General features: G+C 59.7%; 16 protein-coding genes. 1 reads left to right on the top strand and 15 read right to left on the bottom strand.

The genetic code is table 11. The annotated features are described in order from the left end of the window. Positions 1-58: 58 nt before the first annotated feature. From K6117_RS08455 to K6117_RS08440, 4 genes are all read right to left on the bottom strand, one after another. A complete protein-coding gene (locus tag K6117_RS08455; protein ID WP_221793932.1) occupies positions 59-2,194 on the bottom strand; it encodes a PQQ-dependent dehydrogenase, methanol/ethanol family in 2,136 nt (711 codons plus the stop codon). 200 nt (positions 2,195-2,394) lie between these two features. Beyond that, complete coding sequence (locus tag K6117_RS08450; RefSeq protein ID WP_221793930.1) at positions 2,395-3,159, bottom strand: TetR/AcrR family transcriptional regulator; 765 nt, start codon at positions 3,157-3,159, stop codon at positions 2,395-2,397. 78 nt (positions 3,160-3,237) lie between these two features. Beyond that, the gene (locus K6117_RS08445) at positions 3,238-4,071 is read right to left on the bottom strand and encodes an enoyl-CoA hydratase/isomerase family protein (protein ID WP_221793928.1); all 834 of its coding nucleotides are present in this window, start codon (positions 4,069-4,071) and stop codon (positions 3,238-3,240) included. Between the two features lie 88 nt (positions 4,072-4,159). Next, the gene (locus tag K6117_RS08440; protein ID WP_221793926.1) at positions 4,160-4,942 is read right to left on the bottom strand and encodes an enoyl-CoA hydratase; all 783 of its coding nucleotides are present in this window, start codon (positions 4,940-4,942) and stop codon (positions 4,160-4,162) included. 329 nt (positions 4,943-5,271) lie between these two features. On the opposite strand from K6117_RS08440, the gene K6117_RS08435 reads away from it, so the two are divergent. Beyond that, positions 5,272-6,444 carry an acyl-CoA dehydrogenase family protein gene (locus K6117_RS08435; protein ID WP_221794272.1) on the top strand — a complete coding sequence of 391 codons (1,173 nt, stop codon included), beginning with the start codon at positions 5,272-5,274 and terminating at the stop codon, positions 6,442-6,444. 436 nt (positions 6,445-6,880) lie between these two features. Here the strand turns inward: K6117_RS08435 and K6117_RS08430 are convergent, their stop codons facing one another. From K6117_RS08430 to cobD, 11 genes are read right to left on the bottom strand one after another with little or no spacing between them, the layout of a single operon-like run. Beyond that, entirely contained in the window at positions 6,881-7,429 is a 549-nt protein-coding gene (locus K6117_RS08430; protein WP_221793924.1) for a histidine phosphatase family protein, read from the bottom strand. Then, a complete protein-coding gene (locus K6117_RS08425; RefSeq protein ID WP_221793922.1) occupies positions 7,426-8,211 on the bottom strand; it encodes an adenosylcobinamide-GDP ribazoletransferase in 786 nt (261 codons plus the stop codon). Before K6117_RS08425 ends, K6117_RS08430 begins: the two co-directional genes overlap by 4 nt. After that, positions 8,208-9,221, bottom strand: coding sequence for a nicotinate-nucleotide--dimethylbenzimidazole phosphoribosyltransferase (gene cobT, locus K6117_RS08420; protein ID WP_221793920.1), 1,014 nt, complete (start codon positions 9,219-9,221; stop codon positions 8,208-8,210). The genes K6117_RS08425 and cobT overlap by 4 nt, the downstream gene beginning before the upstream one ends. Next, positions 9,218-9,856: a 5,6-dimethylbenzimidazole synthase gene (gene bluB, locus K6117_RS08415; protein ID WP_221793918.1), complete on the bottom strand. Its 639-nt coding sequence runs from the start codon at positions 9,854-9,856 to the stop codon at positions 9,218-9,220. The genes cobT and bluB overlap by 4 nt, the downstream gene beginning before the upstream one ends. Continuing rightward, a complete protein-coding gene (locus tag K6117_RS08410; RefSeq protein WP_221793916.1) occupies positions 9,853-11,301 on the bottom strand; it encodes a cobyric acid synthase in 1,449 nt (482 codons plus the stop codon). Before K6117_RS08410 ends, bluB begins: the two co-directional genes overlap by 4 nt. Next, positions 11,289-12,230 carry an adenosylcobinamide-phosphate synthase CbiB gene (gene cbiB, locus K6117_RS08405; protein WP_221793914.1) on the bottom strand — a complete coding sequence of 314 codons (942 nt, stop codon included), beginning with the start codon at positions 12,228-12,230 and terminating at the stop codon, positions 11,289-11,291. Before cbiB ends, K6117_RS08410 begins: the two co-directional genes overlap by 13 nt. After that, positions 12,227-13,000, bottom strand: coding sequence for an ABC transporter ATP-binding protein (locus tag K6117_RS08400; RefSeq protein ID WP_221793912.1), 774 nt, complete (start codon positions 12,998-13,000; stop codon positions 12,227-12,229). Before K6117_RS08400 ends, cbiB begins: the two co-directional genes overlap by 4 nt. Next, a complete protein-coding gene (locus tag K6117_RS08395; protein ID WP_221793910.1) occupies positions 13,000-13,968 on the bottom strand; it encodes a FecCD family ABC transporter permease in 969 nt (322 codons plus the stop codon). The genes K6117_RS08400 and K6117_RS08395 overlap by 1 nt, the downstream gene beginning before the upstream one ends. Next, entirely contained in the window at positions 13,965-14,834 is an 870-nt protein-coding gene (locus K6117_RS08390) for an ABC transporter substrate-binding protein (RefSeq protein ID WP_246604968.1), read from the bottom strand. The genes K6117_RS08395 and K6117_RS08390 overlap by 4 nt, the downstream gene beginning before the upstream one ends. Further along, positions 14,831-15,442, bottom strand: coding sequence for a cob(I)yrinic acid a,c-diamide adenosyltransferase (gene cobO, locus K6117_RS08385; RefSeq protein ID WP_221793908.1), 612 nt, complete (start codon positions 15,440-15,442; stop codon positions 14,831-14,833). Before cobO ends, K6117_RS08390 begins: the two co-directional genes overlap by 4 nt. Next, complete coding sequence (cobD, locus tag K6117_RS08380) at positions 15,439-16,416, bottom strand: threonine-phosphate decarboxylase CobD (protein WP_221793905.1); 978 nt, start codon at positions 16,414-16,416, stop codon at positions 15,439-15,441. The genes cobO and cobD overlap by 4 nt, the downstream gene beginning before the upstream one ends. Between the last annotated feature and the right edge of the window lie 41 nt (positions 16,417-16,457).

Raw genomic sequence — 16,457 nt, 5'->3', positions numbered from 1 at the left:
AGGGTATTAAAATACAACAGGTGTTAATTTATTAGGCGTTGCCGCAAGTGTCGCCATGTCATTTGCTCCCGCTATCTCGGGTCACGATGGCCTGTTGTATAATATAGGCGCGCACTTTTTCGAGTTGAGCAGGCGTGTAGTTCTCCTTGAACGAGACCATGCCGTTGGCGCTGAGTATGCCATCGATCACGACCGCATTCCAGGCATCAGCCTGACCGAGCGTTGCAGAATAGCGCAGGTCGGGGACAACGCCGCCGCTCATCCCTTCATAGCCATGGCATCCATAGCAACTCCGGTGATAAATCTGACGCCCTTCTTCGATGGTGTTGGCATTGGCGAATTGCGACGGTGGATTAAGTTGCCTGATGGGTGCATCGGCCATGGCGGGCAATTTGGCGGTGCCGCCCAATGCAAAGGTCAGCACGCGACTTTTATTCAGTCTTGGTCCCTTATTGGACCAGTTGATCGGCCCGTTCGCCAAGCCTTCAATCGTACCCCAACCAACGACCAATGTAATATATTGTTTGCCATTCTTGGCCCATGTGATTGGTGCTGCGACCGTGCCCGTCTGGGTGTCGAAGGTCCAGAGCTTGCGCCCATTGCGTGCATCATAGGCGGCAAATATGCCGGTCGCATCGCCCTCAAACAGCAGATTGCCTGCGGTTGAAAGCATGCCCCCGGTGGCCGGGGTGTTCTGGGGGACGCGCCAAATTTCCTTTTGGGCGATCGGGTCCCAAGCGGTGATATAGCCTTTCAGTGACGATCGGATGCTCGCCAGCGATGCTGGCGATACATTCATTTTGCCCGCAGACGGATTGACCCCGAGATTATAGCCCTTTGGCAGCGCCTTGAATTGTTGTTGAAGCGAATAGAGAAAGGGCAGCTCATGTGTCGGTATGTACACCAGACCCGTTTTCGGGCTGTAAGACATTGGCGGCCAGCTATGTGCGCCCAAAGGGCCGGGGATGCCGACCCATGGCTTGCCGGTCTGGGAATAATGGGCTTCGGGTACGATGTTGGGACGTCCCGTCTTCATGTCGATGCCGGTCGCCCAATTGACCTTGCTATAGGGCTTGGCCGAAATCAGCTGGCCATTGGTTCGGTCCAGCACGTAGAAAAACCCATTTTTTGGCGCCTGCATCAATGTCTTGCGGGTTTTTCCCTCGATTTTCAGGTCGGCCAAGATCATGTGCTGGGTTGATGTGTAATCCCATTCGTCGCCCGGGGTCATTTGATAATGCCAGACATATTCGCCCGTTTCAGGCCGCAAGGCGACAATCGAGGCTAGGAACAGATTGTCATTATTGCCGCCCGGCGGGGCTTCTGGACTGCGGTATTTTTGCGGCCAGTAACTGCCATTGCCAACGCCGATATAGAGCAGATCGAGTTCGGGATCATATGCCATGGAATCCCAGACCGTGCCGCCGCCGCCGCCATTGGTGAGATCCCAACTGCGGGTTGACCAGGTTTTACTGGCCAGTTTCTGGATAATGGCATCGGAGGCGGCTCCATCGGGTTGTCCCGGCTTGCCCGGCACGGTGTAAAAGCGCCATGCCATTTTGCCGCTTTCGGCATCATAAGCGGAAACATAGCCGCGCACGCCCATCTCAGCCCCGCCATTGCCGATCAGGACCTTGCCTTTGACGACGCGTGGCGCGCCCGTGATCGTATAGCTTTTCGTCTGATCGACCGTGACCGTGGACCAGATTTGCTTGCCTGTGGCTGCATCGATGGCGATCAAGCGCCCATCAATGGTGCCAACGAACAGCTTGCCATTCCAATAGGCAGCCCCGCGATTGACGACATCACAACAGGCTTTGACCGCAGCGTCACCCGGCACTTCTGGATCGAATTGCCAGCGCAGTTTCCCTGTGATGCCGTCAAATGCCTGCACCTTGGACCAAGCGCTGGTGGTGTATATGTTGCCATCAATGACGAGCGGCGTACTTTCCTGGCCACGATTTGTGTCCAGATCAAAGGACCATGCCAGCCCGAGTTGACCAACGTTGGCGTCATTGATCTGATCTAATGGGCTGAATCGTGTTTCTTGATAATTGCGACCTGTGGAGAGCCAATTCTGCGGTTCACTGTCGGCCGCGATAATCCGGGCGCCGGTGTCTTCTCTTGTCCCAGAACAGCCCGCAAGGAATATCCCTAGCGCCACGCTGCAGGTCCAAATGTGACCTAAACCCATATCCCTCTCCATTTATCCCGATATCGTTATTTTAGGGGTGTGCGCTCCGTTCCGGAGTCATGCTCTAATTTAATACGCGTTGTAGATTATGGTCGACATGTGCCGGATGCAAGCAAAACAGATGCACGTTCATAAGCAGGGGGTGATATTGCCAGGGCGCTGCAAGGCCGCACTGACATTTTTTGTCCTGGTGAAGGGCTTTATATCAATGCGCCCGTCTTGATGTTGTGGGATTCCATTTTGATGGCATCTATGCGCGCTCTTGCAGCGGAAAACAGAGATTTACGCCATTTTTCATCTTGCTGGATGGCGATATAGGTCTTTCTGATTTCCGCGCGCGCCTCCCCTTTGGTCGCCCCCGAGAGCATCAATAAAATGCCACAAAGTGTTTTGATCAGAAACGCTTCGGCATCGATGGCACCTGTGCACCATTCGTGAATCTTGGCATATTGCAGGTTTGACAGGTCGATCAGCAGATCATTGATGTTGACGGATTTTTCCAACTGTCTGCGTGCTTGTATTTTGGCGAGCCAGGGCGTCCATGAACGTGTTGCCAGATCATGTAATACCGTGCCGATGTCTTCATGCAGGGTGGGCGAGAAATACAGGCCTGCCACCGCCGTCATGAATTGTGGAAAATCGACATCGCGCAAAGTGCTGGTGATTTGGCGCTCCAATGCCCCGTCAAAACTGGTGGCGTCGGTATCGAAGCGGAGATGTGTGACGAATTTTTCGAAAAAGGTGTAAATGGCCAGCGCGATCACAGTCTCCTTGCTGCCAAAGGCATTGTAGATGGTGCGCGTGGATACATCCGCTTTCTTGCCGAGGTCGCGCATGTTGAAATGTTCAAGGCCGTCGCTGCCGATCATCTTGCGGGCCACGCGCAATATGCGCCGCCGTCGGTCGAACATGGCCTCGCTACTGTTGACCATGTTGCTTAGGGCTAGAAATTCCAAGGTGCTCATATTTTTGACCTGAATAAAATAGATATATCCGTCGGGCTTATGGGTTCATTCTCATGGGGGGCTGTCGACACACCATTTTCAGTCCTTTTTACATGTGCTCGATAGGGTGTCGACGTCTGCGTAACGCGGGGTCCGTTTTTCCATAAAGGCAGCAATTCCCTCGGCAAAGTCCTCGCTTTGCGCGCACAGAATCTGGTTGCGGTCTTCCATGGCGACAACGGCTTCAAGACCATTGGCGTCGATAGCGTAATTCAGGGCCTCTTTTGTCAGCCGCAGGCCAAGCGGCGTGGCGTGGAGCATGTCTGCCACCATTTTTTCCGCGCAGGCCAGCATTGTGTCTGCGGTCTCGATACTGGAGATAAGGCCAAGGCCAAGGGCTTTGTCGGCGGTGAAAAAACGTCCCGTCAGCATATATTCCGAGGCGACGGATGCGCCCACCATGCGCGGCAGGAAATAGCTGACGCCGATATCGCAGGCGCTCAATCCAACCCGGATGAAGGCGGCATTCATGCGCAGGTCCGGGGTGGCGATGCGCACATCGCTCGCGAGCGCGATCGCAAATCCGCCGCCGCTCGCCGCGCCATTGATCATGGCGACGATGGGTTGGGGGCAGCGGCGCATGGAGATGACGATTTCACTGATTTTGCGTTGTGCTTTCAGCGCTTCACCTGTGCCGGGGATGCCGCCGGATCGTTCGGACATATCTAGACCGGCGCAGAAATGCTTGCCATTGCCGCCAAGAAGAACAACCCGAATGTCGTGCTGCCAGTATAGCTTGCCAAACAGATCGAGCAATTCATCGACCAAATCATCATTGAGGGCGTTATAAATCTCTGGCCGATTCAAGGTGACGCGAAGCAAGGCCCCTTCCCGGATCACGATCAGGTGACGATATGCAAATGCGTCAGTCATCCAAAATATCCCTGTGCGATTATAGGTGTATGATTGTGGAGCGTGGCAGATCGAGGAGGTTGCAATGCATGGCTCATCGGCATCGGCGTCAGGCGCTGTTACTCCCATGATGCTGGATAGAGGTGCGTCGCGCGGCAATTTCCGTTGGCTGCACCGCTTGATTGTGCGTGTTGGCGCGTTGCCGCTCAATTTCCAGCCCTTCGGCGAGCGTCACAGCATAGCCATCGTCAATCAGCCGCTTATAGCTTTTGAGAGAGGCTGCAGGCATGGCGAGCATCGTGTCGGCAATGGCCAATGCGCTGGATAGCAGGTCCTCTGCGGCCACGACTTCACTGACAATGCCCCATGCCTCTGCTTGCATGGCGCTGATATATTTGCCGGTCATCGCCAGATGCTTGGCGCGATAGATGCCGATGGTGCGGCTGAGGCGCTGGGACAATTCCCAGCCCGGCATGGCCCCGACCCGGATATGCGTGTCCGCGAATTTTGCAGCTTCTGATGCAATAAGAATGTCGCAGGCGAGGGCGAGTTCAAAGCCGCCGGTGATCGCGGCCCCATTAATAGCCCCGATGACGATGCCCGAGAATTGGTGGATGGCGCTGATCGGATTATCGGTTGCGTCACTGGCGAGTGCGGAAGTGTCGCTGCTCATTTCCTTGAGGTCGAGACCGGCGCAAAACGCCTTGCCTGCACCCGTCAGGATAATGACCGAGGTGCTGCCGTCCAGATCCAGCGCGCGGATAGCCCCGGTAAGTTGGCGGCGCAGGTTCAGTGAAAGCGCATTCATCGCATTGGGGCGGTTCAGCGTTAATATAGCGAGACCCTCGCGCGGCCGCTGAATGTCCAATAGGTCATATTGCGCCAACGTCATCCTCCTCCTCCTCGACATTTTTTCTTACTGCAAAGGAGCTATTGAAGCGTCCGTAAAAATGCAATCTGTGCTTAATTATTTGTCGGCATCTATATATAGGGATGGCCGATAGAATGACGTAAAATATAGATTTATGGGTTCAATCACGCCCTGATAATGGATGATAAAAGTACATCATGTCATCAAATATATGTCAGATGTATGGGGCCGGCGTTAAAGTGGCTGGCGCCCCATTATCGTCAGGAACGAGGGTGTCTGAACATGCCAATGCCGATATATTTACCGATTGCGTACCGTCTTGATGGTCTGTTCTGGATGGTCGCAAAGTGATCGGCATCGGTCCAGAACGTACGGCAGAGATTGCCGACCGTGTCGAAGCGTTCGTCCGCCATATTGTGGTCCCTTATGAAAAGGACCCGCGTCGCGATCATCATGATTGTCCGACGGAGGCATTGGTCGAGGAGATGCGGGAGAAAGCGCGCGCAGCCGGGGTGCTGACCCCGCATATTCTGTCCGACGGGAGCCATTTGTCGCAACGCGAGACGGCATTGGTGTTGATCCGTTCCGGTCTATCCCCGCTGGGGCCGCTCGCCTGCAATACGGCGGCGCCGGATGAGGGGAATATGTATCTCCTCGGTAAAGTCGGGAATGACGCCCTCAAGACGCGGTTCCTGAACCAGTTGATCGAGGGTCGGGCGCGGTCTGCATTTCTCATGACCGAACCTGCCGAGGATGGCGGGGCGGGCTCCGATCCGATGATGATGCAGACGACGTGCCGGCTGGATGGCAACCACTGGGTGGTAAATGGCCGCAAGGCGTTCATCACCGGGGCGGAAGGCGCCAAGGTCGGTATCGTCATGGCCAAATCGGATGAGGGGGCGTGCATGTTCCTCGTCGATTTGCCCGACCCGGCGATCACGATAGAGCGCGTGCCCATTACGATCGATAGCTCGATGCCGGGCGGTCACGCGGTGCTGCGTATCGACAATCTGCGTATTCCTGCTGATCAGATGCTTGGCCATTCGGGCGAGGGCTTCAAATATGCACAGGTCCGCCTGTCACCGGCGCGCCTGTCGCACTGCATGCGCTGGCTGGGCGCGTGTATCCGGTCGCATGAAATCGCGACCGATTATGCCAATCGCCGCATGGCGTTCGGCAAGGCGCTGATCGATCATGAGGGCGTTGGCTTCATGCTGGCCGAAAACATGATCGACCTGAAGCAGGCCGAATTGATGATCGACTGGTGTGCGGGCGTGCTTGATGGCGGGTCGCTTGGCACGGTTGAAAGCTCGATGACCAAGGTGGCCGTGTCCGAGGCGCTGATGCGGGTCGCCGATCGGTGTGTCCAGATCATGGGCGGTACAGGTGTCACGCAGGATACAATCGTGGAGCAGGTATTCCGCGAGGTGCGCGCCTTCCGCATTTATGATGGCCCGACCGAAGTCCATAAATGGTCGCTGGCAAAGAAGATCAAGCGGGATTGGAAGGCAAGTTACGCATGAGCATTGCGAATGCTGCAGTGTATGCAGGTGCCACATCAATGCGGCCAAGCTATGAACTGGATAGTGGCCTGTTACGGAGAGGATATTTCCCTGTTAGCATGAGATAAATTCCCTGATAACCTGAGCAGGGAGTTTATCTCACAACCTATTGTTTATAATGTTAATAACTCGGTAAAAATGGCTCTTTTATCCACTTTTTAGTGAATATTCCCTGTTAACTCCCTAAGAGCAGGGAAAACAGCTCGTGAGACTGGTTCGCTACAGACTGCGCCGCGCACCAAACATTCCGCGTTTTCAGAGACGCCGGGATATTCCACAGATACCCTGAAAATAGCCCGCGTTATCGGTCGCTTGCGTGGGCATGGTTCTGTGCTCTGCATTGCGGAGACCAATCGGGCCGTTATTCAAGCATCATCTGCACGACAGAATAAGCGCCCTATCGCGACATATCGAGAGAGCATATCGAGCCTAACGGGATGATGTATTGGGGCAGCGCCGCGTAATCCATGCCGGATGCGATCATTCTTCGGGCGGCGATAGGCCCGCCATGGGTGACGACGACGACTTGGCGGACGGCGGGCAGGGCAGATGTAGCCTTGACGATTCTGGACACCAGCTCTGCACTCGTCTCGCCGCCGCCCGGACGAAAATGGCAGGGGTCGTCAATCATCCCATCCATGGCATTGCCGGTCATGCGGTAGATCGCATGCCAGCTCTTGCCCTCCCATGCGCCAAAGTCGCGTTCACGCCATAAGGGCGCGGATATGGAAGCGATGCCCAGTCGTTGGGCAAGGGGCTCGGCAATGGCCCGGGTGCGGGCCATGTCGGAGTGAATGACCATATCGGGGCTGAGGGCCGCCAGACGGTCCACCAACGGGCCGACCATGTTTCGCCCCACCATCGACAGTCCCGGATCGCTTTGTCCATAGCATCGCTTTTGCCATGATTTTATCACGGGCGGATGGCGGACGAGATGGATGATCATGTCCACGCCCCCGCCACGGCCAGCAGGATCGCCAATTGCCCGGCATAGACCGCAAAGCCGAGACAGTCGCCCGTGACCCCACCCAGATGGAGCAACAAGGCGCGCCTGAACCACCACATGAACAGCGCCATGGCCGCGCATGCGCCGAACATGGCGGCTGGCTGGGTCAGTGCAAGCGGTGCGAGGAACGGCAGTGCCCATAAGGTCGCGACTAGACACGGGCCGATGCGCATCCGTGCACCGATATCCTTGGCGATGCCGCCGCGCCGATCGAGAGGTGGAATGACGGCCATGCCGATGACCGCCATCAGTCGCCCGAAGCATGCCGAGGCCAACAGAGCCGGTAGCAGCAATGCCGCCGGAATCGCGATCAGCAACGTCGCGCGCAAGCCGACCGCAAGCAGGAGCGCCAGCGCCCCATAGCTGCCGATCCGGCTGTCCTTCATGATGTCGTGGATGCGTTCAGGCGTCATGCCGCCGCCAAAGCCATCGCAGAAATCTGCCACGGCATCTTCATGAAATGCCCCCGTCAGGCGTGCTTCGACCATCAAGGCCAGTATGACCGCAACGGCACGTGGCCACAGGCTGTCGGCCAGCATTAATGTAGTGGCCGTCACGCCACCCACCAGACCGCCCACCAATGGGAAAAAGACCACCGCCCGGGTGAGGCCGAGCTGGACATCGTCATGATCCAGTCGCCCGAGCCCCGGTGCCGGGATGCGGGTCAGAAACTGGAGGGCGAGCAGTGGCGGCATCCACCAGCGCAGTCGTGCCATGCTCATTTTCCCATGACTTCGGCAAGGGTCGCCACCTCGCCCAGCAGGGCGGCTGCCGCATCGAGCAGGGGCAGGGCAACAAGCGCGCCGCTACCTTCGCCCAGCCGCATCTGCCATTCCAATATCGGCACAAGACCCAAGGCATCAAGCGCCGCCCGATGCCCCGGTTCGGCAGAAAGATGCGCGGCAATCATCCGCTGCGCCGATCCGGGCATCAGCCGTTCGGCTATCAATGCCGCCGCCGTGGTGACATAGCCATCCAGCAAAATAGTCGCGCCTGCCTGTGCCGCGGCGGCGTAAAAGCCAGCCATTGCGGCAATTTCAAACCCGCAGAGCGCGGCTATCGCCGCCTTGGGATCATTTTCCAGACCCGGCTTTTCCCGGGCGACAACCGCTGCCACAATGGCCTGCTTGTGCGCCCGCATCGCATCATCCGCGCCAGCGCCACTGCCGGTCGACACCGCCGCATCGGTATTGCAGAGCAGCATATTCAGACAGGCGGCGGGCGTGGTGTTGCCGATGCCCATTTCCCCTGCGAGCAACAGGCGGTAATTCTGGGCGACAAGCTGGCGTGCCTCTTCCGCCCCGATGGCCCATGCGGCATCGAACTGCGCCACTGTCATAGCCGGACCAAGCGCCAGATTTTGCGTCCCCGCCGCCAGCCGCCGATCCGTGACGAATTCCGGGAGGGGGCGGGCCAGCGGGGTGATGCTGCCGATATCGACCAACCGGAGGTCGCATCCGGCAGCACGGGCCAAGGCGTTGCTGCTGGCTCGACCTTGGGCGATGGTCTGCATCATCGCCGTCGTCACCGCTGAGGGCCATGCGGAGACGCCGCTCTCCACGACCCCATGATCGCCGGCAAACAAGATGATGCCGCGAGGGCGTGTCACAGGTGCAAGGCTTTGCTGCGCTTCGGCAAGGCGCACCGCCAATTGTTCCAACTGGCCCAGGCTGCCCTGCGGCTTGGCAAGGCTATCGAGATGCGTGTGAATGTCGGTTGAGGTGAGGGTCATCGTTGCAACCTTGTGTGTTGATGATCGAGACGTTTTTCCCATCCCTCGCGTTCGAGTTCGGGCACATCGGCGGCCTCGGCTGGATAGCCAAGACATAGATAGCCGACCAATTGCCACGTGGCAGGAATGTCGAGCAGTTCGATCAATTTGGCCGGGTCCAATATGGACACCCAGCCCAGCCCAATCTGTTGTGCCCTTGCCGCCAGCCACAGATGATGGATCACTATGACGGTGGAGTAGATCAGCGTTTCCGGCATGGTCCGGCGACCGAGATGATGTCCGGTGGCTGTGCCAATATCGCAAAAGACCGCGAGATGTTCGGGCGCCTTTTTCAGACCGTGAAGTTTGAGCGCGTCATAAGCCGTGCGTTGCCCTCCTTCGTAAAGGGAGGCGGCGCGCGCATTTTCCTGTTCGACATGCGCGATGATCGCATTTCGTCGCGCCGGGGTGCATACCCGGACAAAGCGCCATGGCTGGCTGTACCCGACCGATGGCGCGTGCATGGCCTGATCGAGCAGTTGGTCAAGCAGGCCAGCGGCGAGCGGTCGGGTGTCGAAGTGGCGGACATCCCGCCGCCAGCGGAAGAGCAGGTCGAGCTGCGCCATAAAATCGGGGGAGAATTGCGGGCCGATCATGCGGCCTCCTGCGCGATGGCGAGCAGTCGATCGATCGCGACGGTTTTTTCCAGTTCGGTGGCCAGTTCATCGAGCGCGCGATCCACCGTCAGATGTTGATCCAGACCGTTGGAGGCCGTGTCGATCCAGCCGCGTCTTTGTTCGGCAAGGTTGAACAGCCCATGGATGTAACAACCCGCGATCCGGCCATCGGCGCTGGCGGCACCTTCGTCGCGCCCATCCGCCATGCGCAGCAGGGGGCGTTCGGCGCCGGTGGTAATGCCGGCATGGATTTCATAGCCCGCAAAGGCGGCGCCATCGCACAGGCGCGTGCCCCGTGCTTCCCGCAAGATCTTGTCGGCATGCATGACACTATGCACCGGCAACAGGCCAAGCCCGTCGACTGTGTGGGCCTGGCCTTCGATCCCATGGGGGTCGGCAATCGTGCGGCCCATCATCTGGTAGCCGCCGCAAATGCCCAACACCCGTCCGCCGCGCCGGACATGCGCGGCGATGTCGATATCCCAGCCTTGGGCGCGGAGGAACGCGAGATCGGCGATGGTGGCCTTGGTGCCGGGAAGGATGACAAGGTCCGCATCCGCCGGCAAGATCTGGCCGGGGGGAATCATGTTCAGGCGGACGCCGGGTTCTTGAGCCAGCGGGTCGAAATCGTCGAAATTGGCAATGCGCGACAACATCGGCACCGCGATGTGCATCCGGCCATTGCCGCCGGCATTGGGGGTTTGCAGCGTCACCGCGTCTTCGGCGGGCAGGCGGGCGACAGCCGATATCCAAGGAATGATACCCAGCCCCTCCCATCCGGTGCGTGCGGCGATGGCTTCATAGCCATCGGTGAACAAGGAGACGTCGCCCCGGAACTTGTTGATGAGAAATCCCCGGATCATAAGGGCATCGGCGGGGTCGATGACGGATTTTGTGCCGACAATCGATGCGATGACGCCGCCCCGGTCGATATCGCCGACCAGCACGACCGGCACATTGGCTGCACGGGCAAAACCCATATTGGCGATGTCGCCCGCGCGCAGGTTGATCTCGGCGGGGCTGCCTGCGCCCTCGACGATCACAATATCGGCGGCGGCGCGCAGCCTGTGATAGGAATCTGCCACCGCCGCCAGCAGTTCGCCCTTGCGCTCGCGATAATATTCCGCGCCCAACGTGCCTTGCACCCGGCCATGGACGACGACCTGCGCCGACTTGTCCGATTGCGGCTTGAGCAACACCGGATTCATGTCCACCGATAGCGGTGCGCGGCACGCGAGCGCCTGAAGCGCCTGCGCCCGCCCGATCTCGCCGCCATCCGGGGTAACGGCGGCGTTGTTGGACATGTTCTGCGGTTTGAACGGCAAGACGCGCAACCCGCGATTGGCGAGCAGGCGACAGATGCCCGCGACAAGCACCGACTTGCCAACGTCCGATCCGGTGCCCTGCAACATTATAGCGGCCATGCGATTACCCCCGTTATGAGCCACAGCAGCCCGCAGGCCCGCCGAAAAATGATCATGGCCCGCTGTAGATCTGCGGGTGTTGGCCGCAGACCATCGCCGAGCGTCTGCCGCGCGATCCAATCGCTAGCATAGCTTGCACCGCCGCCCAGTTGTAAGGCCAACGCCCCGGCCATCGCACTTTCGGGCCAACCCGCATTGGGTGAAAGATGGCGATGCGCATCCCGCCACATGATCCGCCAACTGTCACGCCCGCCAGCGATGCAGATCAATAGGCCCGACAGGCGCGCCGGAACCCAGTTCAGCAGATCGTCGAGGCGCGCTGCCGCCCAGCCGAATTCGCCGTGACGGGCATCCTTGTGGCCGATCATGCTGTCGGCGGTGCTGATGCACTTGAAGATGAACAAGCCCGGCAACCCCAGCAGCAAAAACCAGAAGGCAGGCGCGACGATCCCGTCGCACAGGCTTTCCGCCAGTGTTTCGGTGGCACCTGCGGCGATGCTTTGTGCGTCGAGATCGTCCGTATCGCGCCCGACGATATGGGATAAGGCCGCCCGCGCCATCGGCAGGTCGCCTGTCGTTAATGGCCGGATCACCGCTGCCACATGGTCGTAAAGGCTGCGCTGCGCCAGCCCGATGGTGGCAAACAGGATGATCGTCACTGCGCCGATTGGACCTTGGGCCATGGCGTCGATCGCCCAGCCCATCCCGCCGCCCAGCGCGATCAGGATCAGCACGACGCCGACCCCTTTGGCGCGCCGCCAGCCCGCAATGTTCCATTGCCGGTCAAGGCGCGCGAGCAACGCCCCTACCCAGATCACCGGATGCCCGATCCATTGTAATGCCAGCCGGGGGTAACCGAATGCGGCTTCCAGCATCAGCACCGCCAGCAATTGTGCCGCCCGGTCGCCGATGATGATGTCCCCGTTCATGCCGCGCGGGCCATCGGGGTGATGATCGGCATGCCGCACGCGGCGGTGCCGACATGAACCCGGATCGAAAAGATGCGGGCCAGCAGTTCGGGGGTCAGCACTTCGGAGACGCTGCCCGATGCGGCGACCTCGCCCTTGTCGAGGATGATGATCTGGTCGGCGATCCGTGCCGCCTGCGTCAGGTCATGCAGCACGAGGACGATCCCCATGCCGCCATCTGCCACGGCACGCAGGCAGGACATGACATCAAGCTGGTGGACCGGGTCGAAATTCGCCAGCGGCTCATCCGCCAACAACCAATCCGGTTGCCCTGCCAAGGCGCGGGCGAGCAGGACCCGCGCCTGCTCGCCGCCGGATAATTGTTGTGCGCGGCGACCTGCAAGGGCGGTGCAATCGGTGTGCGCCATCGCCGCGTCAATGGCCGCTTCATCGGCGGCGCTGCGCCCCCAACGGCCATGATGCGGCAAACGGCCAAGCGCAATGAGGGCGCGGACATCGATATCCCAATGGATATCCGCCTTTTGTGCGAGAAGGCCGATGTGTCGGGCGCGAAGTGCAGCAGGCAGGTCGAATATCGATGCGCCTGCAAGGGTGATCCTGCCATGCTGCTGTCGCTGCAATCCGGTAAGGCATGAGAGCAGGCTGGATTTGCCGGCCCCGTTCGGCCCAAGGATCACTGTAATCTTGCCGGGCGTGAAGCGGGCGGATATGTCGCGCAACACATCGCGTCCGCGCAATTTCAGGCTGAGATTGTCGATGCGGAGTTCCATCAGGCGATCTCCCGACGCATGTTGAAGAGCAGGGCGAGGAAAAAGGGCGTCCCCAATACCGCCATGGCAATGCCGAGCCGCACTTCCGATACGCTTGGCAGGATACGGACCAGACTATCTGCCAGCACGACCAACACCGCGCCCGCCAGTGCCGAGGGGATCAACAAGGCGGACGGCTGGCTGCCGACCAATGGCCGGACCAGATGCGGCACCACCAGCCCGACAAAGCCGATGATCCCCGCAATCGCGACGGATGAACCGACGGTCAGGCCGACACCTGCCAGCATCAGATATTGCAGATGTCGCATGTTGATGCCGAGCGAACGGGCCGTGGCTTCGCCGAGGGTAAGGGCATCGAGACTGCGTCCCGCCCAGAGCAAGGCCGCCATGCCGATGCCCGTCAACGGCAAAGCGAGGCGCGCATCCTCCCAACTGCGATCGACCAGCGCGCCCATCAGCCATGTCACAATTTCCGAAGAAGCAAAGGGGGTGGGGGCAAGGCTGATGAGCAGGCTCGTCAATGCGCCGGTCAGGCTGGACAGGATCACGCCCGATAAAGTGAACAAGGTCAGGCTGCCGGATCGTCCGGCCAGAATCGACAGCATCGCCATGCCGCACCCCGCTCCCAGCAGTGCGAACATGGGCAGCAGCAAGGCCGAGACGGCATAGCCGAAATAAAGCGATATCACCGCGCCGAGTGCCGCACTGGATGAAATGCCGAACAGACCGGGGTCGGCGAGCGGGTTGCGCAGATAGCCCTGCATCGCTGCACCTGCCATGCCAAGGCTTGCGCCGACCAGCACACCGACCACCGCGCGCGGCAGGCGCAATTGCATGATGACAAGCGAGGGCAGATCCCCGCCCAGCCATTGGTGAAACGGTATCCAGTGCCGCCCGGCCATCAGCGATAATAATATCGCCGATGCCAGCACCAGCAACAGCATGATGCGCAATTGCGATGCCGTCATGAATCTCCTCCCTTTAAGCCGGATCTTACCGCAGCAAGGCGCGCCATGGCGCGGATGATGACCGGCCCGCCGCAATGCAACAGGCTGGACGGATAATCGGCGATGCGTATGCGCGTGCCCGCCATTTTCAGGGCGGGGTGCGACAGCATCCGATTGGCATCGCCATCGCCCGCACCCATATTGGCCATGCCCGCCAACAACAGCTGCGGCGGCTGCATCAACAGGCCTTCAAGCGGCAGGCGATCCCATTGCTTCAATCCTAGATCGCCGCTGAGATTGCGAAACCCGGCGCGCGTCATCAGTTCATCGGCCAATGTATTCTTGCCCGGCACCAGCCCGCTGCTCTGCCAGATCAGGGCGGGGACAAGGGGACCGTCATGGCGGGCTGCATGCGCGACGGCAGCGTCGATCCGGCGGTTTAATTGTCTGCCCTGCGCTGTGCGTCCGATGCGGACGGCAATGGCGTCGATCTGGCTTTTGCTTTCGGCGATGCTTTCCGGCACCGTGAGCTGCATCAGCGGGATGCCGAGGCGCTTGAGCGCGGCCAAGGTCTGGATTGAGACATGCGGGCCGGAGATCACGAGATCGGGCCGCGCATGGATCACATCTTCGGCATTGCCGGACACCGCAACATAATGACGGGCCTCCGCCATCGAGATCGAGGACGCGCGCGGATCATGCGAATAATGGCTGATCCCCGCGATCTGGCGAGGGTCTGCAATTTCCATCAATATGGCATCGACGCACGGGTTGATCGACACGATCCGTTGGGGCGCGGCATCGGTGGTCGGCAAGCGGTGCGCGGGCATGCCGTCGCTACAGCCGGCAAGCGCGACCATGCCAGACAGGATGCCCGCGCGGATCAATATTCGACGCCCTTTTGCGCTTTGAACCCGGCCTTGAACGGGTGCTTCACTTCCTGAAACTCGGTGACGAGGTCGGCGATGTCGATCAATTCAGGTTTGGCATTGCGGCCGGTGATGCAGATATGCTTGTCCATTGGCCGGTCTTTGAGAAAATCGGCGATCTCTGCGGCGGGCAATGTGTCGTCGCGCAGCACGATGTTGAGTTCATCCAGAATGATGAAGTCATATGCCGGATCGAGGATCAGGGCTTTGGATCTTTCCCATGCGGCACGTGCCGCCGCAATGTCGCGGGCGCGATCCTGCGTGTCCCATGTGAAGCCATTGCCCATCACATCAAAGGTCAGCAGATCGGGATTGGCCGCGAAAAAGGCCTTTTCCCCGGTGTCCCAGCTGCCCTTCACATATTGCACGATCCCGACCTTCATGCCCCAGCCGACGGACCGGACCGCCATGCCGAACGCGCTTGACGACTTGCCCTTGCCATTGCCGGTGTGGATAATCAGCAGGCCGCGCTCGATGGTCTTGCGGGATTGTATTTTCTCCCGTGCCACCTTCAATTTTTTCATCCGTTCATTGTGACGGATGAAATCGTCTTGTTGATCGGTCATGCGTGGTGTCTCCATGAATTGAGGGCGGTTTCCAGCCTGTGCCAATCCGGCGTGCTGCCGGGCAGGCCGAAGCGCAGCCATGACGGTTCGGCAGAAAAGGGGCGGACGAGAATGCCGTGGCGGCACAGATGTGCGAACAATGACGCTGCCGCCTCATGACGACATAAATGGAAATTGGCGGTCTTCCCGACTGTCTCCAGCCCATATGTTGTGAGCATCCGTCCAAGCCGGTTGCTCGCCCGCAACAGGCGGCGCTTTTGCCGCTCCTGCCACAATGTGTCGCGATAGGCGCTGGTCCCGATGGCGATGGCGGCTCCCGATATCGGCCAATCGCCCAGCATGGTCTTTAACGATCGGATAAGGGGCCGGTCGGCGATCACAAAACCAAGCCGGACGCCCGCCAACCCGAAGAATTTGCCAAATGACCGTAGCACCACCGCGCCGTTACGATGGGGGATCAGGCTTTCTGTCGGCATGGCGTCGGCAAAGGCTTCGTCGACGATCCGCATGTTGTGGATGCGTTGCAGCGCTTGCGCCGGGATGATTGCGCCATCCGGATTGTTGGGGTTGGCGCAGACCAGAAGATCCGCGTTGCGGGCGGCGGCAAATGACACATGTCGCGCCTGCGGCCATGTGGCTGCATAAGCGCCATAGCTGGGGCTGACGATCGAGACCCGATCCGTTTCCAATAGCCGCGCCAACAGCCGGATCGCGATGTCGCTGCCCGGAACGGCGGCGATCTGTTCGGGATTGTGCAGCCCGAAAAAGGCGCTGGCCGCCTCTTCCAGCGCCTTCAGCCCCTCAATCGAGGGCAGCCGATGCCATGCCTCCCGGTCGATCCGCCCGACCCGATATGGCCATGGGCTGATGCCGGTCGACAAGTCCAGCCAAGGCAGCGGCGCGTCCGGATAGGTCCGCGCCGCCGCCTCGATCTGGCCACCATGCCAGTGCAGGGCCTCAGTCGCCTGAGACACCTGAGATGCCTGAACAGGTTGCATCGGCGTCATCGGCCGTC

The sequence above is a fragment of the Alteraquisediminimonas sediminicola genome, assembly GCF_019740335.1.
Taxonomy (GTDB): domain Bacteria; phylum Pseudomonadota; class Alphaproteobacteria; order Sphingomonadales; family Sphingomonadaceae; genus Alteraquisediminimonas; species Alteraquisediminimonas sediminicola.
This window is presented reverse-complemented; position numbering and strand designations above follow the sequence as displayed.

What these genes read in the sequence shown, in the direction of transcription:
- K6117_RS08440 (WP_221793926.1), bottom strand. Translation starts at nt 4,942, where the DNA reads ATGACGTTGGCGCAATATGACCTATTGGACATTCAGCGGCCGCGCGAG.
- cobT (WP_221793920.1), bottom strand. Translation starts at nt 9,221, where the DNA reads ATGACCCTCACCTCAACCGACATTCACACGCATCTCGATAGCCTTGCC.
- K6117_RS08400 (WP_221793912.1), bottom strand. Translation starts at nt 13,000, where the DNA reads ATGGAACTCCGCATCGACAATCTCAGCCTGAAATTGCGCGGACGCGAT.
- K6117_RS08455 (WP_221793932.1), bottom strand. Translation starts at nt 2,194, where the DNA reads ATGGGTTTAGGTCACATTTGGACCTGCAGCGTGGCGCTAGGGATATTC.
- K6117_RS08430 (WP_221793924.1), bottom strand. Translation starts at nt 7,429, where the DNA reads ATGATCATCCATCTCGTCCGCCATCCGCCCGTGATAAAATCATGGCAA.
- bluB (WP_221793918.1), bottom strand. Translation starts at nt 9,856, where the DNA reads ATGATCGGCCCGCAATTCTCCCCCGATTTTATGGCGCAGCTCGACCTG.
- K6117_RS08410 (WP_221793916.1), bottom strand. Translation starts at nt 11,301, where the DNA reads ATGGCCGCTATAATGTTGCAGGGCACCGGATCGGACGTTGGCAAGTCG.
- K6117_RS08445 (WP_221793928.1), bottom strand. Translation starts at nt 4,071, where the DNA reads ATGACTGACGCATTTGCATATCGTCACCTGATCGTGATCCGGGAAGGG.
- cobO (WP_221793908.1), bottom strand. Translation starts at nt 15,442, where the DNA reads ATGACCGATCAACAAGACGATTTCATCCGTCACAATGAACGGATGAAA.
- cbiB (WP_221793914.1), bottom strand. Translation starts at nt 12,230, where the DNA reads ATGAACGGGGACATCATCATCGGCGACCGGGCGGCACAATTGCTGGCG.
- K6117_RS08450 (WP_221793930.1), bottom strand. Translation starts at nt 3,159, where the DNA reads ATGAGCACCTTGGAATTTCTAGCCCTAAGCAACATGGTCAACAGTAGC.
- K6117_RS08425 (WP_221793922.1), bottom strand. Translation starts at nt 8,211, where the DNA reads ATGAGCATGGCACGACTGCGCTGGTGGATGCCGCCACTGCTCGCCCTC.
- K6117_RS08395 (WP_221793910.1), bottom strand. Translation starts at nt 13,968, where the DNA reads ATGACGGCATCGCAATTGCGCATCATGCTGTTGCTGGTGCTGGCATCG.